Source organism: Actinoplanes sp. NPDC051861 (genome assembly GCF_040681145.1).
Classification (GTDB): Bacteria; Actinomycetota; Actinomycetes; order Mycobacteriales; family Micromonosporaceae; genus Actinoplanes.
The window spans coordinates 1,235,557-1,260,379 of sequence record NZ_JBFAYE010000001.1; the positions used below are offsets into that span (position 1 = coordinate 1,235,557).

The 24,823-nt window shown below is 69.4% G+C and carries 22 protein-coding genes and 6 tRNA genes; 18 read left to right on the forward strand and 10 right to left on the reverse strand.

Annotation, left to right across the window (positions count from 1 at the left end):
* Positions 1-120: 120 nt before the first annotated feature.
* Genes AB0M02_RS05985 through AB0M02_RS05995 form a run of 3 tightly spaced genes read left to right on the forward strand, consistent with a single transcriptional unit; the run spans position 121 to position 3,057 of the window.
* A complete protein-coding gene (locus AB0M02_RS05985) occupies positions 121-1,755 on the forward strand; it encodes a ferric reductase-like transmembrane domain-containing protein (protein WP_364222073.1) in 1,635 nt (544 codons plus the stop codon).
* A gap of 31 nt (positions 1,756-1,786) precedes the next feature.
* Positions 1,787-2,296, forward strand: a complete 510-nt coding sequence (locus AB0M02_RS05990; RefSeq protein ID WP_364222076.1) for an FMN-binding protein — start codon at positions 1,787-1,789, stop codon at positions 2,294-2,296.
* Between the two features lie 32 nt (positions 2,297-2,328).
* Positions 2,329-3,057 (forward strand): FAD:protein FMN transferase, encoded by a 729-nt coding sequence (locus tag AB0M02_RS05995; RefSeq protein WP_364222079.1) that lies wholly within the window; start codon positions 2,329-2,331, stop codon positions 3,055-3,057.
* 3 nt (positions 3,058-3,060) lie between these two features.
* Here the strand turns inward: AB0M02_RS05995 and AB0M02_RS06000 are convergent, their stop codons facing one another.
* A complete protein-coding gene (locus AB0M02_RS06000; protein ID WP_364222621.1) occupies positions 3,061-4,419 on the reverse strand; it encodes a GNAT family N-acetyltransferase in 1,359 nt (452 codons plus the stop codon).
* Between AB0M02_RS06000 and AB0M02_RS06005 the strand changes: the two genes are divergently transcribed.
* The 3 genes from AB0M02_RS06005 to AB0M02_RS06015 all read left to right on the forward strand — a co-directional run bounded on the left by AB0M02_RS06005 (position 4,393) and on the right by AB0M02_RS06015 (position 4,667).
* Positions 4,393-4,465 (forward strand) — tRNA-Gly (locus AB0M02_RS06005). The genes AB0M02_RS06000 and AB0M02_RS06005 overlap by 27 nt on opposite strands.
* A 30-nt stretch (positions 4,466-4,495) precedes the next feature.
* Positions 4,496-4,566, forward strand: a tRNA-Cys gene (locus tag AB0M02_RS06010).
* A 29-nt stretch (positions 4,567-4,595) separates the two neighbouring features.
* Positions 4,596-4,667, forward strand: a tRNA-Val gene (locus tag AB0M02_RS06015).
* Between the two features lie 190 nt (positions 4,668-4,857).
* Here AB0M02_RS06015 and glsA read toward each other — a convergent pair.
* A complete protein-coding gene (gene glsA, locus AB0M02_RS06020) occupies positions 4,858-5,865 on the reverse strand; it encodes a glutaminase A (RefSeq protein WP_364222082.1) in 1,008 nt (335 codons plus the stop codon).
* Positions 5,866-6,049: 184 nt separating this feature from the next.
* Here glsA and AB0M02_RS06025 point away from each other — a divergent pair, with 184 nt between their 5' ends.
* A complete protein-coding gene (locus AB0M02_RS06025) occupies positions 6,050-7,141 on the forward strand; it encodes a DUF808 domain-containing protein (protein ID WP_364222085.1) in 1,092 nt (363 codons plus the stop codon).
* A 2-nt stretch (positions 7,142-7,143) separates the two neighbouring features.
* On the opposite strand, the gene AB0M02_RS06030 is transcribed toward AB0M02_RS06025, so the two are convergent.
* Entirely contained in the window at positions 7,144-7,377 is a 234-nt protein-coding gene (locus AB0M02_RS06030; protein WP_364222088.1) for a SitI3 family protein, read from the reverse strand.
* A gap of 43 nt (positions 7,378-7,420) precedes the next feature.
* On the reverse strand, positions 7,421-9,505 hold the full coding sequence (locus tag AB0M02_RS06035; protein ID WP_364222091.1) for a methyl-accepting chemotaxis protein: 2,085 nt from the start codon (positions 9,503-9,505) through the stop codon (positions 7,421-7,423).
* A 75-nt stretch (positions 9,506-9,580) separates the two neighbouring features.
* Here AB0M02_RS06035 and AB0M02_RS06040 point away from each other — a divergent pair, with 75 nt between their 5' ends.
* Positions 9,581-10,009 carry an acyl-CoA thioesterase gene (locus AB0M02_RS06040; protein ID WP_364222094.1) on the forward strand — a complete coding sequence of 143 codons (429 nt, stop codon included), beginning with the start codon at positions 9,581-9,583 and terminating at the stop codon, positions 10,007-10,009.
* Positions 10,010-10,014: 5 nt separating this feature from the next.
* Here the strand turns inward: AB0M02_RS06040 and AB0M02_RS06045 are convergent, their stop codons facing one another.
* The gene (locus AB0M02_RS06045; protein WP_364222097.1) at positions 10,015-10,359 is read right to left on the reverse strand and encodes a hypothetical protein; all 345 of its coding nucleotides are present in this window, start codon (positions 10,357-10,359) and stop codon (positions 10,015-10,017) included.
* Between the two features lie 160 nt (positions 10,360-10,519).
* Between AB0M02_RS06045 and AB0M02_RS06050 the strand changes: the two genes are divergently transcribed.
* From AB0M02_RS06050 to AB0M02_RS06075, 6 genes are all read left to right on the forward strand, one after another.
* Positions 10,520-10,714 carry a hypothetical protein gene (locus tag AB0M02_RS06050; protein WP_364222100.1) on the forward strand — a complete coding sequence of 65 codons (195 nt, stop codon included), beginning with the start codon at positions 10,520-10,522 and terminating at the stop codon, positions 10,712-10,714.
* Positions 10,715-10,784: 70 nt separating this feature from the next.
* A tRNA-Gly gene (locus AB0M02_RS06055) sits at positions 10,785-10,857 on the forward strand.
* 36 nt (positions 10,858-10,893) lie between these two features.
* A tRNA-Cys gene (locus AB0M02_RS06060) sits at positions 10,894-10,964 on the forward strand.
* 25 nt (positions 10,965-10,989) lie between these two features.
* A tRNA-Val gene (locus tag AB0M02_RS06065) sits at positions 10,990-11,061 on the forward strand.
* Positions 11,062-11,332: 271 nt separating this feature from the next.
* Complete coding sequence (locus tag AB0M02_RS06070; RefSeq protein WP_364222103.1) at positions 11,333-11,590, forward strand: type II toxin-antitoxin system Phd/YefM family antitoxin; 258 nt, start codon at positions 11,333-11,335, stop codon at positions 11,588-11,590.
* Positions 11,590-12,024: a type II toxin-antitoxin system VapC family toxin gene (locus tag AB0M02_RS06075; RefSeq protein WP_364222106.1), complete on the forward strand. Its 435-nt coding sequence runs from the start codon at positions 11,590-11,592 to the stop codon at positions 12,022-12,024. Before AB0M02_RS06070 ends, AB0M02_RS06075 begins: the two co-directional genes overlap by 1 nt.
* Before the next feature lie 9 nt (positions 12,025-12,033).
* Here AB0M02_RS06075 and AB0M02_RS06080 read toward each other — a convergent pair whose 3' ends face one another.
* On the reverse strand, positions 12,034-13,428 hold the full coding sequence (locus tag AB0M02_RS06080) for a PLP-dependent aminotransferase family protein (protein WP_364222109.1): 1,395 nt from the start codon (positions 13,426-13,428) through the stop codon (positions 12,034-12,036).
* A gap of 102 nt (positions 13,429-13,530) precedes the next feature.
* Here AB0M02_RS06080 and AB0M02_RS06085 point away from each other — a divergent pair, with 102 nt between their 5' ends.
* Complete coding sequence (locus AB0M02_RS06085) at positions 13,531-13,896, forward strand: hypothetical protein (protein WP_364222112.1); 366 nt, start codon at positions 13,531-13,533, stop codon at positions 13,894-13,896.
* 13 nt (positions 13,897-13,909) lie between these two features.
* Here the strand turns inward: AB0M02_RS06085 and AB0M02_RS06090 are convergent, their stop codons facing one another.
* On the reverse strand, positions 13,910-14,971 hold the full coding sequence (locus AB0M02_RS06090) for a cellulose binding domain-containing protein (RefSeq protein ID WP_364222115.1): 1,062 nt from the start codon (positions 14,969-14,971) through the stop codon (positions 13,910-13,912).
* A gap of 104 nt (positions 14,972-15,075) precedes the next feature.
* Here AB0M02_RS06090 and AB0M02_RS06095 point away from each other — a divergent pair, with 104 nt between their 5' ends.
* Complete coding sequence (locus tag AB0M02_RS06095) at positions 15,076-17,397, forward strand: EAL domain-containing protein (RefSeq protein WP_364222118.1); 2,322 nt, start codon at positions 15,076-15,078, stop codon at positions 17,395-17,397.
* A gap of 16 nt (positions 17,398-17,413) precedes the next feature.
* On the opposite strand, the gene AB0M02_RS06100 is transcribed toward AB0M02_RS06095, so the two are convergent.
* Positions 17,414-17,962, reverse strand: a complete 549-nt coding sequence (locus AB0M02_RS06100) for an RNA polymerase sigma factor (protein WP_364222121.1) — start codon at positions 17,960-17,962, stop codon at positions 17,414-17,416.
* A gap of 42 nt (positions 17,963-18,004) precedes the next feature.
* Between AB0M02_RS06100 and AB0M02_RS06105 the strand changes: the two genes are divergently transcribed.
* A complete protein-coding gene (locus AB0M02_RS06105; protein WP_364222124.1) occupies positions 18,005-19,339 on the forward strand; it encodes a serine/threonine-protein kinase in 1,335 nt (444 codons plus the stop codon).
* Here the strand turns inward: AB0M02_RS06105 and AB0M02_RS06110 are convergent.
* Both AB0M02_RS06110 and AB0M02_RS06115 read right to left on the reverse strand, forming a co-directional pair.
* Positions 19,330-19,980, reverse strand: coding sequence for a hypothetical protein (locus AB0M02_RS06110; protein ID WP_364222127.1), 651 nt, complete (start codon positions 19,978-19,980; stop codon positions 19,330-19,332). The two genes, AB0M02_RS06105 and AB0M02_RS06110, sit on opposite strands and share 10 nt — an antisense overlap.
* 104 nt (positions 19,981-20,084) lie before the next feature.
* The gene (locus tag AB0M02_RS06115) at positions 20,085-23,120 is read right to left on the reverse strand and encodes an EAL domain-containing protein (RefSeq protein WP_364222130.1); all 3,036 of its coding nucleotides are present in this window, start codon (positions 23,118-23,120) and stop codon (positions 20,085-20,087) included.
* Positions 23,121-23,246: 126 nt separating this feature from the next.
* On the opposite strand from AB0M02_RS06115, the gene AB0M02_RS06120 reads away from it, so the two are divergent.
* The gene (locus AB0M02_RS06120) at positions 23,247-24,821 is read left to right on the forward strand and encodes a chitinase (protein ID WP_364222133.1); all 1,575 of its coding nucleotides are present in this window, start codon (positions 23,247-23,249) and stop codon (positions 24,819-24,821) included.
* Positions 24,822-24,823 lie beyond the last annotated feature (2 nt).

The window sequence follows — 24,823 nt, forward strand, 5'->3', positions numbered from 1 at the left end:
TCCCATCGCCCGGAATTTTCCGGATCACGTTGAGCCAACCGGCGGCCACGCGCGTACCCAATCCTGACGGCTCTTTTCCGGTGACCGGCCGTCACGTCAGCCGCAGGGGTGGCAGGCGCCGTGAGACGACTGCTGGACGAGGTGAACACGATGGCCATACCGGCCTTCCAGGACCAGCGCGAGCTGCCCGACGACGACGCGGGCTACTTCGCCGACCTCCGGTCCGACACACGTCCGAGCTGGGACAACCCGTCCCCGCCCGCGTGGTCGAGTGCCGGATCGGGTCAATACCAGCAGTTCGATCAATATCAGCAGCCTCAGCAGTTCGAGTCCGCCGACCCCTATCGGCGTGGTGACATCGTCGTCGAGTCGAACACCGATCCGACCGGCTGGCAGGCCGGCGCCGGTGTGCCGATCCCGGACGACCGGCCCCCGGCCGAGGCGACCAGCGGCAACCGGCTGCTCACGGTCCTGCTGTTCTTCTCCGGTCTGGCCACCAGCGTCGCCCTCTGGCTCTTCAACACCCAGGCCGGCGCGGTCAGCGACACGACCAGCCTGATGCTCGCCGCCGGGCGGATCACCGGCCTGATCGGTGGCTACCTGCTCTTCATCCAGCTGCTGATGATGAGCCGCGTCTCCTGGCTGGAGGAGTGGGTCGGCTCGCGCGACCTGCTGATCTGGCACCGCTGGCTGGGCACCTCGCTGCTCGCCGCGGTCGTCGCGCACATCGTCTTCATCGTGTACGCCTACGCGCTCACCGCCGACACCGGCGTCGTCGACCAGGCCTGGACCGTGATCACCACGTTCCCGGAGATGATCAGTGCGGCCGTGGCGACCGGCATGCTGGTCCTGATCGCACTCGTCTCGATCCGGTTCATGCGCAACCTCCTGCCGTACGAGTTGTGGCACCTCATCCACCTGACCAGCTACGGCGTGCTGCTCCTCGGGTACGGGCACCAGATCGCGGCCGGCGCCGACATGAGCGGCAAGTTCGCCTCGGTGTTCTGGCCCGCCCTCGGTGCGCTCACCCTGGCCGCGCTGATCTGGGGCCGTCTGGTCGAGCCGCTCTGGCTCAACGTGCGGCACCGGTTCACCGTCGCCGAGGTGGTCGGTGAGGGCGCCAACACGTTCTCGATCTACATCGACGGCAACCGCCTCGACAAACTGCCCGCGCAGGCCGGCCAGTTCATGCGGTGGCGGTTCCTGACCGCCAACGGCTGGTGGCAGTCGCACCCGTTCTCGCTCTCCGCCGCGCCGAACTCGCAGTGGCTCCGGCTCACCGTGACGATCGCCGGCGGGCACACCCGGAAGCTGGCCACCATGCGGCCCGGCACGCCGGTCTGGGCCGAGGGACCGTTCGGTACGTTCACCGCGCAGCGGCGGACCCGGCGGCGGGCGCTGCTCATCGCGGGCGGCAGCGGCATCGCGCCGATCCGGGCCCTGCTCGAGGACATGCCGCCGGACACGATCGTGATCTACCGGGCGTCGCGACCCGACGAGCTGGTCTTCCGGGCCGAGCTCGAGGAACTGGCCGAGCAGCGTGACGCGTGGGTGCGGTACATCGTCGGGTCGCGTACCGACCCGGGGCCGGCCCGGCTGTTCACGCCCGACGGGCTGCGCGGCCTGGTGCCGGACGTCAACCGGCGCGACGTCTACCTGTGCGGCCCGCCCGGGCTGGTGAACGCGGCGGTCGACACGCTGCGCCAGCTCGACGTGCCGGACAGCCAGCTGCATCTTGACCCGTTCGAGTTCTGAGACCCGTTCCTACCTTTTGGGAGTATCCGCGATGCGACGCAGTACCGCAGCAGCCGTCGGCACCCTCACCGGCGCCGCCCTGATCCTCGGGGTGCGCCTGAGCGTGCAGCCGCCGGACGCACCGGTCGCCACCGCACCGGTCGCGCAGGAGCAGGACCAGGTCGAGCCGGAGGAGACCGGAGAGCCGGCACCGGAGGCCACTTCGACCAAGAAGCCCTCGGGTAACAAGAAGACGACGCCGCCGGCCGAGGAGGAAGAGGCCGGCCTGAAGGCGGGCACCTACAAGGGCAAGGCGGTGACGAACCCCTACGGCACGGTTCAGGTCACCATCAAGATCAGCGGCGGCAAGATCAGCTCGGCCGACGCGACGTACCCGACGAAGGACTTCAGCGGCACCATCAACCCGAACGCGGTGAAGAAGCTCAGCGAGGCCACGCTCGCGGCGCAGAGTGCCGACGTGGACACGGTGAGCGGCGCGACCTTCACCAGCGAGTCCTACGTCCAGTCCCTCCAGGCGGCCTTGGACAAGGCCGGCGCGTAGGGTCAATCTCCGTGCGCCACGCCGAGCATGTCATGGGTACGGTCGTCAGCATCGAAATCGCCGACGACCTCCCCGATCCACAGCTCGGTGAACTCGTCTCCTCGACCTGTGCCTGGCTGCACGAGGTGGACGCGCGGTTCAGCACGTACAAGGACGACAGCGAGGTCTGCCGTTTCCGGCGTGGCGAGATCGCGCTGGCGGACTGCTCCGACGACTTCCGGCTGGTCCTGGACCGGTGCTCGGATCTGTGGCGGGACACGGACGGGTTCTTCGACGCGTACGCGGGTGGGCCCCTCGACCCGTCCGGCTATGTGAAGGGCTGGTCCGTCGAGGTAGCGTCGTCGCGTCTGCTGGCGGCCGGGTCGCGGCGGCACTACATCAGTGCGGGCGGCGACATCCGGATGCGTGGTGCCGGGCCGGGTGGGCGCCCGTGGCGGGTCGGCGTACGCCACCCGTGGGAGGCGGACAAGCTGAGCTGGGTCCTGGAGCTGACTGACGGCGCGGTGGCGACGTCGGGGACCTACGAGCGGGGCGCGCACGTGTTCAACCCGCGCACCGGGACCGCGGCCAGCGGACTGCGGTCGGTCACGGTGGTGGGCCCGGATCTGGCGCTGGCGGACGCCTATGCGACGGCCGCTCTGGCGATGGGGGAGCCGGGGCTCGCCTGGCTGGCCAAGCGGATCGATGAGGGGTACGAGTCAGCGGCCGTCACGGATGACGGCCGAGCCTTCACGTCTCCCGGTCTCCCCGTCGCCTCCTGAAACTCAGAAGTCCGCGAACAGGTAGGGCATCCGGCGGGGGAACAGCGTCGTCAGCGGAGTGACGGCGTCGGGTTTGAGGTCGCCCAGGCCGCGCGTGACGACCTCGATCGGGTCCAGGGAGCCGTAGACCAGAGCGCTGAAGCCCGCGGCCGTCAGCGTGGCCGACGGGGAACCGCCGGCGGTGACGGTCAGACGGCCGTCGTCGGAACCCAGCGTCCAGACGCCGCCGATCAGGTCGTCGTCGACCACCTCGACCGTGACGGCGCCCTCGCCGACTCGGTCGCCCGCGCCCTCTCCGACGCGAGAGCCGGCCAGGGCGGGCACGTGCAGGACGCGGACCATCGGTGCGTTCGAGCGCGGGTAGTCGACAGTGCCCTCGGTCACCGCGGACAGGTCGGTGCCCCACAGTTCGGGAACGTCGTCGGTGCCGACGGTCAGCGTCACGCGGGCCACCTGGTCGACGTGGCGGGCGAGGAACTGCAGCAGCAGCGCCCGGCCGAGCGGGTTCGCCGTCAGCAGGTCGGAACCGGACAGCGTCCCGCCGTGGTTGTCGATCGTGTAGCGCAGCGCGCCCAGCACCTCACCGCCCGACCGGGCGATCGCCACCCAGACCGGATCGTCGCGGTACTCGGCGGCCCGCACCTCGTCGAACACGGCGAACCCGTGTCGTTCCGCGAGGAGACGGCGCGTGAGGTCCGCGTACGCATCAAAGCCTTTGATCATCGGCAGGCGCTCGACCGAACCGGGAAGGTCTCGCCGCAGCAGCTCGGAGAGGCCCTCCGGCGCGAACGTCGTGGTCCGGCGCCGCGGGATGCCCACGAAGCCGAACTTGGCGTAGAAACTAGGCCGAAACGGGTAGAGAGCGCTCACCGCACAGCCCTCGTCCCGCATCTGGCGCAGCAGGCGGGTCAGCAGCGTCCGGACCAGCCCCCGTCGGCGCGCCGACGGATGCGAGGCCACCGACGCCACACCGGCCATGTCATGCACGACGCCGCGCACGTTCTGCCGCATCCGCAGCGACGACACCGCCGCGAGCGTCTCACCACCCTCCTCGGCGATCAGCGAAACCGAGGTCTCGAAGAACCTCATCCTGCGCCGATAACTCTCGGTCTCCGAGGGAGACCAGGGTGAGGGCGTGAAAGCGTACGCCTGAAGCGGGAACATCGTCTCCGGCCGCTCGGCCGCGTCAATCTGCCGGAATTCCATCCGTCTATCCAATCGTCTTCCGGGCCCGCCCGTGTTCCCGCTGGTCACGACACGCCGGGGTACCCCGGTTTGGCGTGCGCCCCCGCGACCGGCTAATGTTTCCTGCGTCGCCGGGAATACTGGCGGCACGCGGACGTAGCGCAGCTGGTAGCGCATCACCTTGCCAAGGTGAGGGTCGCGGGTTCGAATCCCGTCGTCCGCTCGGAGCGGCCTGCCAGACCGGGGCCACCTCGGTGGAGTGGCCGAGAGGCGAGGCAACGGCCTGCAAAGCCGTGTACACGGGTTCAAATCCCGTCTCCACCTCGCGTGAGCTTCTTTCAGAAGCGCAGCTAGGGCGATTGGCGCAGCGGGAGCGCGCTTCCTTGACACGGAAGAGGTCACTGGTTCGATCCCAGTATCGCCCACTCACTTTGGATGCCCCCTGTCCGCGGGATGCGCGGACCGGGGGCGTTCGTCATTTCCTGCGCGACTTCGTCGCGCGAAGCGGGGGCTTCGCCACCCGCACCCCCACTGCCGAACTATTGCTGGGTGCGTTGGCTGCGGCCCCACTGCCGAACTATTGCTGGGTGCGTTGGCTGCGGCCCCACTGCCGAACTATTGCTGGGTGCGTTGGCTGCGGGTTGCTGAGGTTTGGGGCGTGCTGGCGAAGAGGGTTAGGCCCAGGCGGCGGGAGAGGTGTTTGGCGGCTAGTTGGCCCTTGATGCTGTTGCCGTAGGGGTCTAGGGGTGGGGCGAAGGTTGCTAGGGCGCCTTTGCCTGGGGAGATGACCAGGATTCCGCCGCCTATGCCGGATTTGCCGGGGACGCCTACGTCGTAGAGCCAGTCGCCTGAGGTTTCGTAAAGGCCGGCGGTTGCCATTACGGCCAGGGTGAAGTGGCAGGTGGGTGGGTCTATCACTTGGGTTCCGGTGATGGGGTTCACGCCGCCGTTGGCGAGGGTGGCGCCCATGGTGGCCAGGTCGGTTGTCGTTATGCGCAGGCAGGACTGGCGGGTGTAGAGGTCCACTGCGTCCGGTGGAGGGCAATTGAGCAGGTTGTAGGTGTGCAGTAGGTCGGCCAGGGCTCTGTTGCGGTGGTTGGTGGCTGAGGCTGAGGCGTACACCTCGTCGTCGAGAGTCAGGTCGCGGCCCGCAAATAGGGAGAGCCCGGTTCTCAGGGTGTCCCAGCGCTCCTGTGGGGTGTTGCCGGAGATCAGGCTCGCGGTGGCTATCGCGCCCGGGTTGACCATGGGGTTGGTTCGGCCGTTGGGGGAGCGTTCGACGGCGGTCAGGGAGTTGAAGGGCAGGCCGGTGGCGTTGACGCCCAAGTGGTGGCGGATGGCGTCGGGGCCCAGGGATTGGCAGGCCAGGGCGAAGACGAAGGGCTTGGCTACGCTCATGATGGTGAAGCCGTAGTCGGTGTCGCCCGCCGCGTAGAGGCCGCCCAGCGTTCCGGCGGCGCAGATGCCGAACAGGTCGAAGGGGACGCGTGAGAGGGCCGGGTACACCGATGAGCGTTCGCCTTCGGTGTTGGTGCGGAACTTCTCGTAGGCTTCGTCGACCGACTTCCTGACCTGCTCAGGTGAGGGTAGGTGGCCGGTGGAGACGTACGGGGTGTCGTCCATCGTTCGCTCCGCGCGCTGGTGTGGGCGTGTGCCATACGCTAGGCAGAGCGTCACCGGCTGTGATCGTCCGTGGCGGGTGAGGTGATCCCTCGGTTAAGGGCAACTGGTGTGCGGGTAGAAAGGCCACCGCGGGCACCGCTACCGTGATCTTTCCCGATCAGTGGGCAGATGGAAGGGACCTCTCTTGAGCGCTGGACTGGCGGCTCTGCTGGATGACGTGGCCGTGTTGGCCCGTGCTGCCGCGGCGTCGGTGGATGACGTCGGTGTGGCGGCTGCCAAGGCGGGGGCCAAAGCCGCTGGTGTGGTGATCGATGACGCCGCGGTCACACCGCAATACGTGCGAGGGCTGGCAGCGGAGCGGGAGCTGCCGATCGTCAAGCGGATCGCGATCGGGTCGCTGCGCAACAAGTTCCTGATCATCCTGCCGGCGATTCTGGTGCTCAGCGAGTTTCTGCCGTTCCTGCTCACACCGCTGCTGATGCTCGGTGGCCTCTACCTCTGCTTCGAAGGAGCGGAGAAGGTCTGGGCCAAGATCGCCCACCACGAGCACGCCGAGGACGAGGCTCAGCCGGACGAGAAGACACTCATCTCCGGGGCGATCCGCACCGACCTGATCCTGTCGGCGGAGATCATGGTGATCTCGCTGAACGAGGTGGCCGACGAGTCGTTCTGGTCGCGGCTGGTCATTCTGGCGATCGTCGCCGTGGTGATGACGGTTCTGGTCTACGGCGCTGTCGGGTTCATCGTGAAGATGGACGACGTCGGTCTGCGGCTCGCCGAGTCGGAGAAGAAGGGGCTGGCGGGCTTCGGGCGTGGACTCGTCAAGGCCATGCCCAAGGTGCTCACCGCTCTCACCGTGATCGGTACAGCGGCGATGCTGTGGGTGGGCGGCCACATCCTGCTGGTCGGTTCGGACACGCTGGGCGTGCACGCCGTCTACGAGTTCGTCCACCACATGGAGGAGGCGGCCCACGACGCCACCGGCGCGCTCGGCGGGCTGGTGGGCTGGACCGTCAACACGCTGGCCAGCGCCGTCATCGGCCTGATCGCGGGTGCGCTGGTGGTGGTCGCGGTGACATACGCGCAGCGGCTGCGCAAGCCCAAGGCGGAAGCGCAGGAGGCTGCGGAGCCCAAGGCCGAAGCAGAGGCCACCACAGCGGCCAGGACTGAGCCGGACGCCGGCGTTGAGGCGACGAGTGAGAGCGCGTCGGGGAGCCAGAGCGCCGGCGAGCCTGAGAGCCCGACATCGAACAGCGCCGAGGCCGATCGGCACTAGCCTCAGCCGGGCAGCGCGGTGTTGGCCGTGGGGTAGTGGTTCCACCATTCCTCACGGCGATGCTTGACGAGAACGCCGTCGAACCGGGTCAACAGGAGGACGTCGCCGTTCTGAGTGAGCGCGGCGTCCTCCGGCCCGCTGTCGAGCACGCGTCGCACCACGTCGATCATGCTCGCGACCTTCCAACCTGAGAGGTACGCCGAAGAGCTCTCCGGGTCCAGGAAGCCGCCGTCCATCCCCACCCCAGACCTCGAATATCGCTGTCCGTGAATGTGAAGTCTACCGCTCCGCGGTGGCGAGTAGGCGGTCGGCGAAGTTGACCAGGCGTTCGGCGAGGGCCTCGTCGGTTACCAGGAACTGGAGGCCGATCTCCTGGCCGTCGCGGGTTTCGGCGGAGTTGACGACTCGGGCGTGCACGGCCAGGGTTTCGCCGTCGCTGGTCAGTTCGGCTTCGAGCGTGGTGCCCTCGGGGAGGGAGCGGTCCGGTGGAGCGATGCAGCGCAGGCCGCCGGCGCTGACGTTGACCAGGGCGGCCTCGGCGGGGGACTGGCCGGGGCAGTGCAGGACGACGTGGCCGCCCGCGGCGATCCGGTCGTGCTCGCGGCGTTCCAGCAGGGTGGCCAGGTTCGTCATCTCCTCGACCCGGCCCAGGGTGGCGGTCATCTGCGCGGAGAGCGCGGCCATCAGCGCGCCCTGATCGGCCGCGACGGTGCGCAGCGAGGTGGCCGCCTCGCCGACACCGGCGATGCCCTCGATCATGCCGTTGATGGTCTGCGACATCGCGGCGGTGTCGCGCTTGAGGTCCTCGATGGTGTTCGTGATCTGGTCGGTGGACTCGGCGGTGTGCGTGGCGAGCTGTTTGACCTCGTCGGCGACGACCGTGAAGCCGTACCCGAGGTCCCCCGCCCGGGCCGCCTCGATGGTCGCGTTGAGGGCGAGCAGCCGCGTCTGCCCCGCGATGCCGGTGACCAGTGCGGCGGTGGTCGCGACACGGCGCAGGCTCTCCTCGAGCGAGGCGATCACGTGCTCGGCGTCGTGCGCCTGGCCGACGATGGCCGTGGTGGCGGTGTCCGCGACGCTGATCCGCTCGTCGATCACCCGGGAGGCGTCGGACACCTCGTCGACCTTCCCGGTGACCTGCCGCAACTCCTCGGCGATCACTCCGGTGGACTCGTCGATGATCTCCTGCGTACGGCGGCGGAACTGTGTCTCGGCCTGCCGCTGGTGCATGAAGCCGGCCCGCAGCTGCTGCTCCCGGGCCTGATCGGCGGCGGTCAGGGCGTTGTCCTGGTCCAGCAGCCGGGTCCGTGCCACGGTGAGCGCGCGGCCGATGTCGCCCATCTCGTCGTTCCCCTCGGGCAGCGGGCGCGGCGCCAGATCGGAGGCGGCGATCGCGGTCACCGCGGCCACGGTCATGCGTACGTCGTGGGTGGTACGCCAGAGCACCGCCGCCGCACACCAGAGCGCCAGCAGGAACCCGCCGATCGAGAAGCCGAGCACCAGGCCCCGCTCCAGTTCGAACCGGTTGATCCGCGCGTCCAGCAGCTCGGACAGCCCGTCGTGCAACGGGCCGACCGCGGCGGCGGCCGCCTCGGCGACCGGTTGCGGGTCGGCCGGTCCCGGCTTGTCCAGCGTCCGGGTGAGCGTCTGCGCCAGCGAGTCGATCGTGTCCGCGAGCGCGTTGACGGGCTGGAGCCGGTCCGCGAGCCCGGTGCTGTCGGTGTTCTCGGCGGCGGTCTTGACATCGTTGCGCAGCGCGGCGGCGGTCGTCGCCAGACGCCCGGCCAGCACCGCCTGCTCCGCCACCGCGTTCTGTCCGTCCGAGGCGGAGACCGGCGCGCCGGCCTCCAGCGTGGCGATCAGCGCCTGCGGCAGTTGCACGACCTGAGCGTCCATCACGTAGAACGTGTCCAGGTCGGGGTCGAGGATCAGGTTGGAGTTGTTGCCGATCACGCTGATCAGCGAGGCGAGCCCGGTGGCCGTGGCGATGCGGTCATCCGTGGAGCCGGCGCCGATCTCCGGTACGGCGCCGACCGCCTCGGACAACTCGAGGTCGGGGTGGGCGTCGGCCGAGGCGCGTACCGCGGCCAGGTCGGGAGTGCGCCCGGCGGCGGTCTCGGTCAACGCGGCGAGCACCGCGCGCAGCGTGTCCGCGCCCTCCTCCTCACGGGTGCTGAACGTGATGTCCGCCGTGGTCACGGCGGTGTACATGCCGGTGGCCAGGCATCCCGGAACGAGCAGGGCCAGGACGACGACACCGAGCCGGGTCGCGGTACGGACCCGGCCGGTGATCGCCAACATGGGACGGAGCAGCGCCGGTGGCGATCCGGACACGCTCGATCGCGCCGATCTCATCGTGGTCATCTTCCCGACTCGAACCGCTGCCTGGGGCGCAAATCAGACAACAGCCGGACCGTTTCGCCGTGTCAGGATCGGACGATGGCTGACTTGTTTCAGGTACGCGTCGCGGTACGCGGATACGAGCTCGACCTCCAGGGGCACGTGAACCAGGCCGTCTACCTGCAGTACGGCGAACACGCCCGCTGGCAGTGCTTCCTTGCCGCGGGCCTGAGCCCCGAGGTGCTCGTCGGTGCCGGCGTGGGCCCGGTGGTGCTGGAGACCACGATTCGGTACCTGAAGGAGCTGCGGGCCGGCGACGAGCTCGACGTCAGCTGCCGGTTCCTCTGGAGCGGCGGGAAGACGTTCCAGGTGGAGCAGGATTACGTACGGATCGACGGCACCCCCGTGGCGCGGGTGACCGGCGTCGCCGGGCTGATGGACCGGGCGACACGGCGTCTGGTGGCCGACCCGGTCGAGAAGTTGCGTGAGCTCGCCACCGACGTCACCTATCTCGGCATCGACAAGTAGACCCCTCAGGTCCCGGTCTCGGCTTCTGTTCCGGTTCCGGTCCCGTCCGGCAGCATGTCGCCCTGCTGGCCGCCGGGCGGTCCACCGCCGCCCGGCCTCTCCCCGCCCGGGCCGCCCTGCTGGGTGACCGCCGGTGTGGTGGTGCCGTCGTTGCCGAACGCGGCCATCACGGCAGCGGTGATCCCCGAACTGGCGATCGCGGTGACGAGAATCGCCGCGATCAACATCATTTTCGGGCTCTTCCGGCGCGCCTGTGCGGGCGGCGGCGCTGTGACGATCTCAGTGGGGACGATCACCGGTTCGGCGCTCGCCCACGGGTCACTCGCCACCTGCTCGGTCTTTTCCTGCATGCCTCAACTCCTCGGCTCAAATTCCGGGCAAAGCATGCGTACGCGCCATGTGCGGACTCTGTGCCCGCTGTAGGTACCGGCTGTCAACCCCGGCCCGCCCGTCTGACCTGCCGAAACGGGTGATACGAAACCCCCGCGGGCGTGTGCGAGATTGTCGCGCGTGTTTGAGGAATCGTTTCAGGCGTACAGCGCGGGCCACACCGACGGAGCCGTCGGCCACCGCGACCCCGACCGTGCCGACCATCCCGAGACCGGCCCCGACTACCGCGTCGGCGTCGTCGACGGCAGCGTCGCCGCGTTCCAGGCCGAGCTCGTGGCCGAGGTCCGGCGACTTCTCGGAAAAGACACGCACTGACCCCGCTTTGTCATCAGTGGCGGCCCTCGGCTAAGGTTTCATCCGTCGCCGGGGAAACCCGGGACGGTTCGCGGACGTAGCGCAGCTGGTAGCGCATCACCTTGCCAAGGTGAGGGTCGCGGGTTCGAATCCCGTCGTCCGCTCGGAGAGGCTGACGTGAACCATGCATCGGCCTGCTCGGTGGAGTGGCCGAGAGGCGAGGCAACGGCCTGCAAAGCCGTGTACACGGGTTCAAATCCCGTCTCCACCTCGCAGTTTCATCAGCGAGTGTTTGCGGGCGATTGGCGCAGCGGGAGCGCGCTTCCTTGACACGGAAGAGGTCACTGGTTCGATCCCAGTATCGCCCACGAGTGGCAGGGGCCGTGTGTCTGCGGAAAGCGCAGACCTCGGCCCCTCGTCCTATTCAGCGCGACTTCGTCGCGCGAAACGGGGGCTTCGCCACCCGTACCCCCGCTGCCGGAGGCCGGCATTGTGCGTCGGCTGCGGCATTGGCTTTGGCTTTGCTGCGACTTCGTCGCGCGCAGGCGAGGGCTTCGCCACCCGCAACCCCGTAGCCGGGCACCAGCTTTGTGCGCCGAATGGGTAGTAACATTGCTACACGGTTCGGAGGTGGGGGCAGTGACGGTCACGAGGTTGTCGAGTCGCGAGTTCAACCAGGATACGGGGCGGGCGAAGAACGCTGCTCGCAGTGGCCCGGTCTTCATCACCGATCGTGGCCGGCCTGCGCATGTGCTGCTGACCTTTGAGGATTACCAGCGGCTGACCGGCGGGCAGGAGAGCATTGTTGACCTGCTCGGCTTGGATCCGGATGAGGCAGATGTCGAGTTCGAGACCACCGTGTCGCGTGATCTGGCCCGGGCTGCGGACCTGGCCTGATGTTTCTGCTGGATACGAACGTCGTCTCCGAGCTGCGCAAGGCCAAGACCGGCCGGGCCGACTCCAATGTCGTCGCGTGGGCGGCAGGCGCCGCGGCAAGCAGTATGTTCGTCTCGGCGATCACCGTTCAGGAGCTGGAGATCGGGGTTCTTCTCGTTGAGCGGCGCGACCCGGCGCAGGGTGCAGTTCTGCGCCGTTGGCTGGAAGTGCAGGTGCTGCCCGCATTTGCCGAGCGGATCCTCCCGGTTGACACTGCCGTTGCGCGGCGCAGTGCCGCTCTGCAGGTTCCCGATCCGCAGCCCGTTCGTGACTCGCTCATCGCGGCTACCGCGCTTGTGCACGGCATGCCGGTCGTCACTCGTAACGTGGCCGACTTCGCGCCCGCGGGTGTTGAGGTCATCAATCCGTGGCGGACGCTCGACGAGGGTGGCTGAGCTTCCGGGTCACAGGGCCTCGGTCAGGGCTGCGACGGCTGGGGCTACGCGGCCGGTGGGTAGTGCGCCGAAGCCGAGGAGGAAGCTGGCTGTGGGGTGCTGTTGGTAGGAGCGGCGCAGGGACGTCAGCAGGACGCCTCGGGCGGCGGCCCGGTGACGCAGATCCGGGTCGGGTGGGGTGTTCGGGCCGACTACGGCCAGATGCAGGCCCGCGTCGGCGGGTAGGAGGCGGTAGCCGGCGGGCAGCCGCTGCCGCAGTTCATGATGCAGGCGAGTGTGGCGCTGGGTGTAGACGGCGCGAGCACGGTGCAGGTGCCGGCTCAGATGACCGTCGTTGAGGAACAGGGTCAGGGCCTGCTGAGTCGTCGCCGGCGGGCACCAGTCGACGATCTGGCGGGCGGCGGTGAGAGCCGGGATCAGGGTGTGCGGCGCTGCCATGAAACCGGTGCGGATCGCCGGGCTGAGCGTCTTGCTGAACGTTCCGACATAGATCACCCGGCCGTCGCGGTCCAGGCGGTGCAACGGTTCGAGCGGGCCCGGCGTGTGCCGGAACTCGCTGTCGTAGTCGTCCTCGATGATGGCCGCGTCGGCACGGCGGGCCCAGCGCAGCAGGTCACGCCGGCGCTGGCGTCCCAGCAGGACACCGAGCGGGTACTGGTGCGAGGGCGTGACGCAGACCAGGCGGGCGGCCGGTGGGATGGCGTCGACGACGATGCCGTGCCTGTCGACCGGTACACCGGCGACGTCGAGGCGGTGTGCGCGCAGCAGCTCCCGCACCGGCGGGTAGCCCGGCTCCTCGACCGCGACAACGTCGCCCGGTTCCAGCAGGACCCGTGCGACCAGGTCGATCGCGTGGGAGGTGCCGGAGGTGACCACGATCTGCTCCGGTGTGACAGTCACCCCGCGTGAGGCTGCCATCCAGTGCGCGAGCGCGGTGCGCAGGGCGGTGCTGCCGGCCGGGTCGCTGTACTGGCCGGGTGCGCGGCGCAGCGCGGCCAGCTGGCAGCGCCGCCAGGCGGCGACCGGGAACAGGCCCGCGTCGACACGTCCGGCCCGCAGGTCGAAGCGGGCCCGCGCCTCCGGCGCCGGATCATAGGCGCGCAGCGAGGCGGCCAGCGGGGTCGGCGTCAGCGCCGCGGGCATTTCGCTGTCCGGGTACGCGACCAGGCGCTCTGCCACGACGCTACCGCCGCCCGCCCGGCCCTCGACGTACCCCTCGGCGGTCAGCCGGCCGTACGCCTCGGTGATCGTGGAGCGGGCCAGGCCGAGGTCGGCGGCGACACCGCGGGTCGGCAGCAGCCGGTCGCCCGCGGTGAGCCGGCCGTCGAGGATCGCGTCCCGGATCTGCTCGTAGAGCTGGCGGATCGCGGATCGGTCGTCGTCCGGGTCGAAGAACAGTTCCATGGGTGTCACTTGGTCGGGTTGCGGTTGCCGTACTTGGACCTTCTGGCCTCGCAATTCTCTTCGTAGCGTCATAGAAGGTGCAAATCGACGAAGGGAAAGACGATGAATCTCCGTGCGATTGTTCCCGTCGTGGCCGTCACCGCCGGCCTGCTCGGGCCGATGGTGACCGGCGGGCCGGCATACGCCGAGAACGGCCCGTCCGGCTGTAACCACTCCGTCTGCCTTTACACGGCGTACACCGGGAAGGGGTATCAGGCCTGGGCCGAGTTCCGGATCGGCGTCACTCGGGGCCATCACCACATCACCGGCCCCGGCCTGGACCGCAACACGCCGGACGGGCCGTGGCGGGCCGGCCAGGACTCACGTCGCTACAACGCCCGCGGCAGCGGCCAGGTATGCGCGGAAGGCTGGTCCTACAGCGGCGGCGGGTGGCACTCCATCGGCCTGCCCTGCGTCACCATCGGCTGACCGGGTCGGCCGGTCAGCCTGTGGTCAGGGCGCAGGTGGTGGCCGGGAGTGTATTGGTGCTGGTCGACGAGGCGAGGAAGCCGAAGGTGGCGGTCGCCCCGGCGGCCAGCCGGCCGTTCCAGGTGACGTTGCGGGCGGTGACTGTGGCGCCGGACTGGGTGACCGCGGCGTTCCACGCCTGGCTGACCGTCTGGCCGTTGGCGAACGTGAACGTCGCGGTCCAGCCGGAGGAAGGCGCCGAGGAGGCGTTGGTGACGGTGACCTCGCCCTGGAAGCCGCCGGTCCATTGTGAGGTCACTCGATAGGTCGCGGTGCAAGGGCCGGAAGCGGGCGGCGTCGTGGTGGGGGGTGTCGTGGTGGGGGGTGTCGTGGTGCCGCCCAGGACCCTGGTCAGGGCGGGATACCAGGCTTCGGCCATCTTGCGGAAGCCGTTGTCGTTGGGGTGGACGCCGTCGGAGTTGTCGGCGACGGCGTCGTAGCCGGTCCACAGGTCGGCGAGGGTGATCGGCGACTGGGCGGTGGTCAGGCCGGCTGCCCAGGCGGGCAGTGCTCTGTTGAGTGCCTGTACGTCGGCGGGGCAGGTGGCGCAGGCGGCGGCGCTCATCGGGATGATCTGGGCGACGATGATCTTCATGGCGGCGTTCTGGGCGCGCATCTGGCCGATCAGCTTGGTGAAGGCGTTCAGCTTGTCCTGCAGCGGGATGTAGCCGCCCCACATGTCGTTGGTGCCCAGGTGCATGAGGACGACGTCCGGCTTGGCGGCGGCCAGCCACGGCGGGAGCTGGTTGTTGGCGGCGATCCCGGTGGCCGAGAACCCGCCGTGTCCCTCGTGGTCGAAGTCGTACGCATAACCGGGGTTGCAGCCCCCGCCGTCGGACTGGGTGCCGACGAAGTCGATGCCGGTGTAGCCGGCGGTCTGCAGGCTGTGCCACAGCTTGGCCCGCCAGCAGCCCGGCCCGGCGGTGATCGAGTCGCCGAGCGCCATGATCCGTACGGGGGCGGCGGCGTGCGCGACCGGTGCCACGGCCACGACGGCGGCCACCGTGAGCAGGACCGCGAGCAGGACTCTTCGCATCACCACGAACCTCCGGATCGACTTGCATTGACATCCATTGATGGGAGCGCTCCCAACAGCTTGCTGCCCGCCCGTCGCGAAATCAATAGCTGAGCGGTAAGCGATTGTCTGGTCACTCGCTGTTGAATGGAACAAGACACAAAAGCGACTATGGGCCTGAACTACCTATTGATCAGGTACTGAGCGGTGACGTGTGGTTACCATCACGGTTACCGCATTCGGAGCGCTCGGCGCATCGAGGGTCTCACTCGGAGATGTTGGTGACGGACAGGCGCTTCGGGGTGATTATCGGCAACAATGGTGCCGATAACGCTGCCGTGGGGGCACGCTACAGCGAGGCGGACATGCTGCCGACGCTGTATCACGCGGAGGATGACGCCCGAGCGATCTTCGACGTGCTCTGCGACCCGCGGACCGGGATGTTCGACTCCGCCGACGTGCGGCTGTTCATCGGGCCGGACTTCACGGCCGACCAGGTCAAGGCGACGCTCATGGACATCGTGGGCCGGGCGGGGCCGACGGATGCGCTGGTGGTCTACTTCGCCGGCCATTCGTTGACGCCGGACTGGAGCCGGGCGACGGACACCTACCTGGTGACGCCGGACCTGAACGCGGCCGATCTGGAGCGCAATCCGGATGCCGGCCTGCGGATGGCGTTCCTGAAGCGTGACGTGCTCGATGTGTTCCCGGGGCACGCGTTGCTCCTGCTGGACTGCTGCCGGGCCGGGACGCTCCTGACGGCGCCGGGCAGGGACTTCGACCTGATCAGCGTCAGCGGGCGGCAGGGTGCCCACTACACCGCGCTGATGGCGTGCACGGCCGAGGGTTTCGCGCGGGAGGATCCCCGGCTCGGTCACGGCGTTCTGACCTACCACGCGTTGCGCGCCATGCGGGGTGAGGCGGCCGACGCGCGGGGCAAGGTCACCTTCCAGAGCCTGGGCAGTTTCGTGACCAGCCAGGACATCTCGCCGGAGCCGGGCTTCGTCACGCAGACGTGGGGCCGGGGGACCGTGCTCACCCGTCCCGGCCCGCCCACCGCGGGTCGTCCCGCCGTGCCGGCGGCGCCGGATTACATCAAGACGACGCCGTTGGAGAATCCACTCGATCGCTTTGTTCCCGCGATTCGCAATCTCATTGACCGCATCTCGTACGGCGCGCGCAATTCAATCCCGGTGGTCGAATTCCTCAAAACGGCCCTCGACGCCGATTCCGTCGCGGTTCTGGAACGGACCACGGCCGGTTTCAAGCCGATCGACTCGACATTGAGATTCGACCTGGAGTACGCGCAGGACCTCCTTCGCGCCGGCGATTCCATGAGCCCGCTCTGGTTCGGGCACCGCGCCGCGGACGAGAGCCGGTCGCTGCTGTGCGTTCCGCTTCGCCTGGGCCCGGGCAGAGTCGTGGTTCTCGCCGCGATGAACCCCGCGCCGCAGTGGCCGGCGATGGGCGAGCCGATCGCGACGATCCTGAAGACCGTGTGGCGCACGGGCCGGTCCGCCTCGCCCGACGAGCTGGCGATCCAGGTGTTGACCGACCTGCGCGAGGCGTTCGGCCGCCTTCCACGTGAACTCTACGAGCGTTACCGCCGGCTCCACCGGCGCGCACTGCAGTCACTCAGCATGGTGTTCCAGCCGATCGTCACGATCGAGGCGATCGGCAAGCACGTCGGTGTGCACAGCTTCGAGGCGCTCGCCCGTCGCTCCCTGAGCGAGGTCAGCGCGCCGGTCGCCCTGCTGCAGACGGCGCACGTGTGGGGTGACGGCCAGGTCGTCGAGCGTGACGAGATCATCGTGGCGAAGGCGCTCTCGGCCTACGCCGACGCGCACCGGGAGGGTCCCTGGGACGTTCCCCGGCCGGTGTCGGTGAACGTGGCCGTGCGGTCTCTGCTCAGCGACCGCTACGTGGGCACGCTGCGTGAGGCTCTCGGCGCCGCCAGGTTGAACCCGGTGGGTGTCACGCTCGAGATCGCGGAACGGGACCCCATCGCGCCGCATCCGGACGAGGAGTGGCCCGGCGAGCCGCACGCGTACTTCAATCAGCGGCTCGTGAACATCTCGCGCGACCTGGGGATCGAGTTCGCGCTCGACGACTTCGGCGTCGAGCGCTCGTCGGTGTCCCGGATGGCGGGGCTGCCGTTCACCCACATCAAGGTCGACCGTGCGGTGCTGCACCACCAGACGGCGCTCGAAACCCTCGACTACGTGGCGAGGAGCGCACGCCACGCGCGCGACCGGGGCGAGACGAACGCACCCCGGATGGTCATCGTGGAGGGCGTGGACCACCAGTCACCGGTCACGCTCCGCCAGATCTACGACGCCCAGATCCGGCAGATCCAGGGCTACATCACGCAGCAGCCCGCTGCGCCGACGTTGCGGCAGTTGAGGGACGACGTCCGCGAGGACATCGCCGCACGAGTCCGAGGGTGATGCGATCGGCGGGTCGTCACGATCCGGCCAGCAGGTGCTGCCTCACCTGGGTCCTGGCCTGGTGGATCCGGGATTTCACGGTTCCCTCGGGGATGGCCAGGTGGGTGGCTATCTCCCGGTAGTCGAGCTGGCAGATGTCTCGAAGGACCATCGGAGCCACCAGCTCGGGGCGCGCGCTCTCCAGGCGTTCCAGGGCGTCCAGCAGGTCCAGGCGGGAGCCGGCTATGACGCTGGTGGTGCGGGCGTCCACCGGATCGAGTGGTAGGTCGCCGTAGTTCTGCTCGGCGGCCCGGCGTTTCAGGGAGCGGTAGGTCTGCCGGGCGGCGTTGGCGATGACGACGTGCAGCCAGGTGCTGAACCGGGAGCGGCCCTCGAAGGCGCTGATGTTGCGGGACACCTGGAGCAGGACGTCCTGGCAGGCTTCTTCGGCGTCCTGGTAACAGGGCAGGAAGCGGGCACAGCGGCGCAGGACGCTCGGTCTGATGGTGGCCAGCAACAGGTTCAGGGCGGCGGTGTCGCCGCGGGCGGCCTGGAGTGCCAGGGTCTCTGTCTCGTTGTCGCGCACGTCGTTCTGTCCCCCGAATTCAACGACGTTGATAATACGAGCGTGCAGGCACCAACCATGATCGGCCGATACCGGGTGACCGGGCGTCTCGGCTCCGGCGCGTTCGCCACCGTGTGGCTCGCCGAGGACGACGTGCTGGAGTCGCAGGTGGCGATCAAGGTGCTGGCGGAGAACTGGGCGCATCATCCGGACGTGCGGGCGCGGTTCGAGCAGGAGGCACAGGTGCTGCGCCGGGCCGACTCGGAGCGGCTGGTCCGGATGCACGACTTCGGTGAGCTGCCGGACGGGCGGCCGTACCAGGTCATGACGTACGCGGCCGGCGGCACCCTCGCCGACCGCCTGGAGAAGGGTCCGATGCCGGTCCGGACCGCGCTGCGCCTGGCCGGTGACATCGCCCACGCGGCGCACGTCCTGCACGACTCCGGTGTGCTGCATCGCGATCTGAAGCCGTCGAACGTGCTGTTCGACACCGTCCGGGGTACCGAGCGGGTGCTCGTCGCCGACCTCGGACTGGCCAAGGAGATCGCGCACGCCTCCGGGTTCACCGTCGTCGCCGGCACGCCCGGGTACATGGCGCCCGAGCAGCATCACCCCGGTGGTGGCCTGGACGTGCGCGCCGATGTGCACGCCATCGGGGCGATGACCTATCAGATGCTGACCGGCCGGCCACCACGCGCGAGCCGGGTCGCACCGTCGAAGCTGCGTCCCGGTGTTCCGCGCCAGGTCGACCGGGTGGTGATGCGGGCTCTCGAAGCGGACCGGACCCGCCGCTGGCCCACCCCGGCCGCCTTCGCCGAGGCGCTCGAGGCCGCCGCGAAGGTCGTACCCAGCCGGGCGGCGCGCACGGTGCGCCGCGGCCTCGGTGCGGTACTGGCGCTGGCCCTGGCGGCCCTGGGAGGCGGCGCGACGGTACCGGGCGGCACACCGGCCGGCTGGGTCCGGGTCACCGACGCCGATGCCGTCCTGTCGGTGGCGGTGCCGCCGGACTGGGCCGGGCAGCTGCGGAACTCCGGGTGGAACGCGGCGGCGGTGGGCCTGCCCAGCGGGTCCGAACCCGGATTGCAGGTCGGCGCCGATCTGGGCTCCGACACCGCGGCCGAACTGTTCGCCGGGGTCAGCCGGTGGCTCGCGCCCGGGTCGGCGGCCACTCTGCCGTCCCACCCGGGTTGCACGGCCGGGCCGGAACGGGCGATCGCGGTCGCCGGGCTGACCGGGGCGGTCCGGCGCTGGGCGGGATGCCCGAGCGCCGGTGTCTCCTACGACGAGGTGCTCCTGACCAGGGCCGGCGAGCCGGGCGTGTACCTGCAGATCCGCCAGGACGGTGGTCCGGACCGTACCGATGAAGTGCTTCGGACCTTGCGGTTGAGTCACTCGTAGCAGTTCTGCTCGTCGTGCTCCAGCGCCAACTCGGCCACCTTGTTGTTCTTGAAATGGAAGCGGTAGTGGACGCCGTCGTATCGGTCCTCGGTGCCGGCGAGGCCCCGCCCGGTGCCCTGGAAGTCCTCCTCGTCGATCGGGTTGAGGGCGAAGTCGGAGTAGGCCGCGCGGACCTGGGCGATCGTGCTGCCGATCCGGATGCCCGCGGGGGTGGCGATCCTGTCGTAGGCGGGGATGAAGACCAGGCCCTTGTCCGAGGACGTGATGACCGTGATATCACTCGATCCGGCCGCCCTCAGCTCCGAGGAGCCGCATCCCTCACCCTTGTACGCCGCCTTGATCTCACCGGTCGCCACGGCGTCCTTGACGGACATGCCGATCTTCAGCTGTCCCAGGCCGGTGGGCCCGAGCACGAGCGCCCGGCTCTGCGGCTTGCCGGCCGTCCTCGACGGCGTCGGCGAGGACGGCTGGGCGGTGGTGGGCGCGGCTGACGGCGATGCCGTCGCCGGGCCTGCTGAGGTGGCCGAGGGCGCCGGCGAGGCGCCGCCCACCGGCTGGGCCTCGCCGGCCACCTGCTCGGGTGAGTTGCCGCAAGCGGCGGTCAGGGCCACCGCGGCGCCCGTCGCGATAACCATGATCATGCGTCGCATCTTCTTCCAACCTCTCTCTGTCGGTCAGAAGGTGCGATGCGGCAGTCGGCGGCCTGGTTCGGGAATTCTCATCACGGAAGGGTAACGGCTGCTCCTCAGCGGGTGGCGTCGGCCAGGGCACGCTCGACCGGCACCGGCCGTCCGAGATAAAAACCCTGACCAAGAGGTACGCCGCAGGCGATCAAAGCGTCGCGCTGCTGTGCCGACTCGATGCCCTCGGCGATGAGGGTGCAGTCGTGCTCACGGGCGAACTCCACCAGCGAGCGGATCGAGGCGCGTCGTGCCCCCTCGGTCTCGACGCCGGCCAGGGCAGCCGAACCCAGCTTGAGGAAGCCGGGCTTCATCGACTCCATCCGGGCCAGGGAGTCGTAACCGGCGCCGGCGTCGTCGACGGCGATGCGCACGTTGTCGGGCAGCCCGGTGAGGTCGGCCGGATCGGCGTCGGAGATCTCCAGGACGATCGGGCGGGTGGTCTCGGCGAGCAGCAGCTCCAGCTCCTGCGGGCGGCGCAGCAGGTCGGTGGAGACGTTGACGGAGAGCCAGGTGCCCTCGGGCAGCGCGCTGGCGGAGGCCAGGGCGGCCCGGATCAGAGCGGCGTCGAGGTCGATGTGCAGGCCCTGCGCCTGAGCTGCCTCGAGGCCCCGCTGCGGGCTGCTGCCGTCGGCGAAGCGGGTGAGCGCCTCGTAACCGGCGATCTCGCCGGACTCCAGGTCGAAGATCGGCTGGAAGACCGTGAAGAAGGTGAACTCCTCGAACGAGCTCGGGCGCGACTGGGCGGTCTGCGGGTTGCGCGAGGTGCGGCCGGACTGGGTGGAGCGTACGGCGACCAGACCGGCGGCGCCGCGGTCCGGGCCGTAGTGCAGCACCGACGCCCAGTCGCCGATCACGCCGGCCGAGGCCATGGCGCGGCCCTCGGCATGACCGGTGGCGGCGGGCTGCGCGGTGGCCTTCTCGGCGCCACGGGAGCGCTTCTTCGGCTGGACCGGGCGGTACAGCCAGGAGCGCAGGTGCGTGAAGAAGTCGACCAGCGTGTTGCCGACGCCGACGAAGGCGATCATCGCGTACGAGGCGAGGACGAGGTTGATGCCGGCGAAGACGAGGTTCGCCCACTGGTGCAGCTGGATGTCACGGACGGCGGTGTAGGCGCACAGGGCGATCAGAAGGAGAGGAGCGAGCAGGTATGTGGTTGCCGCAGTCGTCCGGTTGCGCACTTTCGGCGTACGTTTGAATGCGCTTTTTTCGCCGGTGAGAAGTTGAAGGATGGAAGCGAAGCTTCCGGAGAGATTGACCGGCAGCAGGATCAGGTTGAAACCGTAGATGCGCAGGATGTCCATGCGTTTGTAGCCGCAGTACTTGAGGTCGGCGGCCATCATGAGGAAGTACGGGACCGAGACGAGAAGCAGGACCGGGTTGAGCAGTTCGGCGTTGAACGGGTACGCCAGCATGATCACCAGGCACAGGGAGCTCCAGAAAATGGAGGCCATGTAGTTGACCCGCAGGAACAGCTCGCCGAAACGGTTCTTCTGACCGCGTGCCGTGCGTGCCCGGAACTGGTCCTTGAGGCGCGACAGAATGAGCAGGCCACCGTTCGCCCAGCGCTGACGCTGAATGCAGAGCGAGCCGAAGTCCGGCGGCGTGGCGCTGTATGCCAACCGCTCCGGATAGTTGTAGAGCGTCCAGCCGTGCACCCCGAGGTCGATTGTCGACTCGGTGTCCTCGATGACCGTGCGGTCCTGGATGTAACGGCGGATCTCCCAGTCGCCCTCGTAGGCGACCTCGCAGATGTCGTCGAGAGCTTTCTTGCGCAGCACCGCGTTGGCGCCGACCCAGAAAGTCGCGTCGTAATGGGTCATTCCCTGGTGCACGATGTGCTGGATGTCGGTCGTTGCGCCGGAGATGCGCTCGATCCGGGTGGCGGCGCCGGGGAACGCGCTGTACGGCGTCTGCGCCACCGCGTCCTGGGCGTGCGCGCCCTGTTCGAGCAGGTGAACGAGCCGCAGGCAGTACTCCGGCAGCAGCACGCTGTCGGCGTCGAGGGTGAGCACGTAGTCCGGATTCGGGATGGTCAGCTGGGCGCGGCCCGGTCCGGCCGAGACGAGCGCGATACCGAGCGGCGTGCTGACCTCCTGGTAGCTGCCGCCCATCAGCCCGATGTAGCTGTTGAGGTTCATCGCCTTGTTCGGCTCGCCGGAGAGCGAGACGTAACGCTTGCGCTCGAAGCTCGTCACCGTGGCGTCGAAGATCGCCAGCAGGCGGCGGTACAGCTGCACCAGACGTACGGCGGGCAGCGCGGCACCCTGGTCGGCGCCCTGCTCCAGAGCCTCCGCGATGGTGCCGAGGTCGTCGGCGAGCCGGTTCACGATGTGCTCGACGAAGAACGAGTCGGTGTGGTCGGTCATCTCCTGCCGGAGGCCGAGACCGTAGAGCCAGCCGACCGCGAACCGGTACTCGGTGGCGAGCTCGCGCATGTCGTCGATCGTGGCGGTGCGCCGGTCACGCTCGTCCAGCGCCGACTCGAAGCGGTCGTACGCGCCCTGCACCCGGGTGAACGGGACGGCCAGCTCGGACTCGATCTCGCCGGGCAGGGAGCGGGCGGCCACCAGCAGGTCGCGGGCGGCGTGCGTACGGGGCTGCTGCGGGTCGTCGATCAGCAGCACCACCCGCAGGCCCGGGTACTCCTGCAGCGCCGCCGAGAGCAGCGTCGTACGGATGACCCGCGCGTCCTCCTGGTACGACGGCACCAGCACGGTCACCGTCGGGGTCTCACCGGCCAGGAACGGGTCCAGCGCGATCCGGGGTGCCCGGTGGTGTGCCCGGCTGCGGTAGAAGAACCCGATCCGGGTGATCAGGTACGCCATCGCCGAGCCCATCAGCGCGGTGACCACCAGCATGTAGACGATCGCCTCGACCACCAGGCGGGCGGTGTCCGCCTTGCCGACGATGAACTGCTCGAAGATCGTGTACGCGATGTAGGACGCCCAGACGGCGATCGTCAGGACGATGGCGAGCCGGCCCCGGGCGATGCGGCCCTCGGAGACGGCCGGCGGCACGAGAGGGTGGGGTTCCGAGCGCCGGTCGGCACCCCACTGCCGGGGGGCGTCCGGTTTGCGCGGCTCGGTGGTGCGCTGCATGGATCAGCCCCTCCTGGTGTGCCGGTCCATCTGACCGTTCTCGGTCACCATCGGCCGCGGGCCTCAGTTGCTTGAAGGTTTCCGCCAGGTCCTTCAGTCGGGGGCGCGCCTGCCGATCCTCCGGGCATGCTGACCGACCGCGCCGCCCCTCTCGCCGACCCGTTGCTGGACCCGGATTGGCAGGAGCCGGAGGCCCCGGTGCACCGGCTGTCCTGGCTGCGGCTGAGCTTCCTGCTCCTGCTGGTGGCCGCGCTCGGCGCCGGTGGCTTCGCGGCGGTCACGCACCTGCGCGACACGTCCGGCCCGACCGCCAAGTCGTGGGCGGTGCCGTACGTCGACGTCACGCTGACCCCGACGTTCGAGTTCCAGGACCCGGCTCTGAACCCGGCGAACTCGGTGGCGCTCGCGTTCGTGGTCGCCGACCCCGAGGACGGCTGCGCGCCCAGCTGGGGTGGCGCGTACACGCCGGACGAGGCGGCGGCGTCGCTCGAGCTCGACCGGCGGATCTCGCAGCTGCGCGCGGCCGGCGGCGACATCATGCTCAGCGTCGGCGGCCTGACCAACACCGAGCTCGCGGTGGCCTGCACCGACCAGGCGCGGCTCACCGACGCGTACCGGCAGCTGGTCAAGCGCTACGAGATCAGCACGCTGGACCTGGACATCGAGGGCACCGCGGTGGCCGACCTGGCGTCGCTGAAGCGGCGCGCGGCGGCACTCAAGGACCTGCAGGCCGAGCGCTCCCTCGACGTCTGGCTGACGCTGCCCGTCTCGCCGGACGGCCTGACCGCCGACGGCCTCACCGCGGTGCGCACCACCCTCGAGGGCGGTGTCGCGCTGCGCGGCGTCAACATCATGACCATGGACTACGGGTCGGAGAAGGACCCGGACATGCTGGCGCTCGCCACCAGCGCGCTGAACTCCACCCACAAGCAGCTGACCGACCTGTACGCGCGGCTCGGCGTACAGCTCACCTCGCCGCAGGTCTGGTCGCGGATCGGCGCCACGCCGATGATCGGCCAGAACGACGTGGACGCCGAGCGGTTCACCGTCGACGACGCGCGGGGACTCGCCGAGTTCGCCGTGGACAAGGGCCTCGGCCGGGTGTCGATGTGGTCGCTGAACAGGGACGCGCCGTGCCGCAGCACCTTCACCAACGTCGTGGTGCACTCCAACACGTGCAGCGGTGTCTCGCAGGAGGCCCTGGCCTTCTCCAAGGTGTTCGTGGGCCTGCCGGGCGGCGCGGTCGGCTCCTCCGGGCGCGAGTCGGTGGTGATCCCGACACAGGCCGCCACCCCGGACGACCCGGCGACCAGCCCGTACCCGGTGTGGCGCCTCACCGCGCAGTACGTCCGCGGCTACAAGGTGGTCTGGCACGGCACGGTGTACGAGGCCAAGTGGGCGAACACCGGCGCCGACCCCACCGCGGCCGGCGACGCGGCCGGCCCGAACCCGTGGTCGGTGATCGGCCCGGTCGGACCGAACGAGTCCGCGCCGTCGCCGAGCCCGACGGTGACCGGGGTGACGACCGAGTGGAGCCCGGAGACCGTGTACGGCCGTGGCGACCGGGTGCTGTTCAACGGCCTGCCGTATCAGGCGCGCTGGTCGACGACCGGGGACGCGCCCTCCACCGAGTACCCGATCAGCCCGGACGACCCGTGGGCTCCGCTGTTCATCGTCCCTGGGGAGCCGGTCACGAACTGACA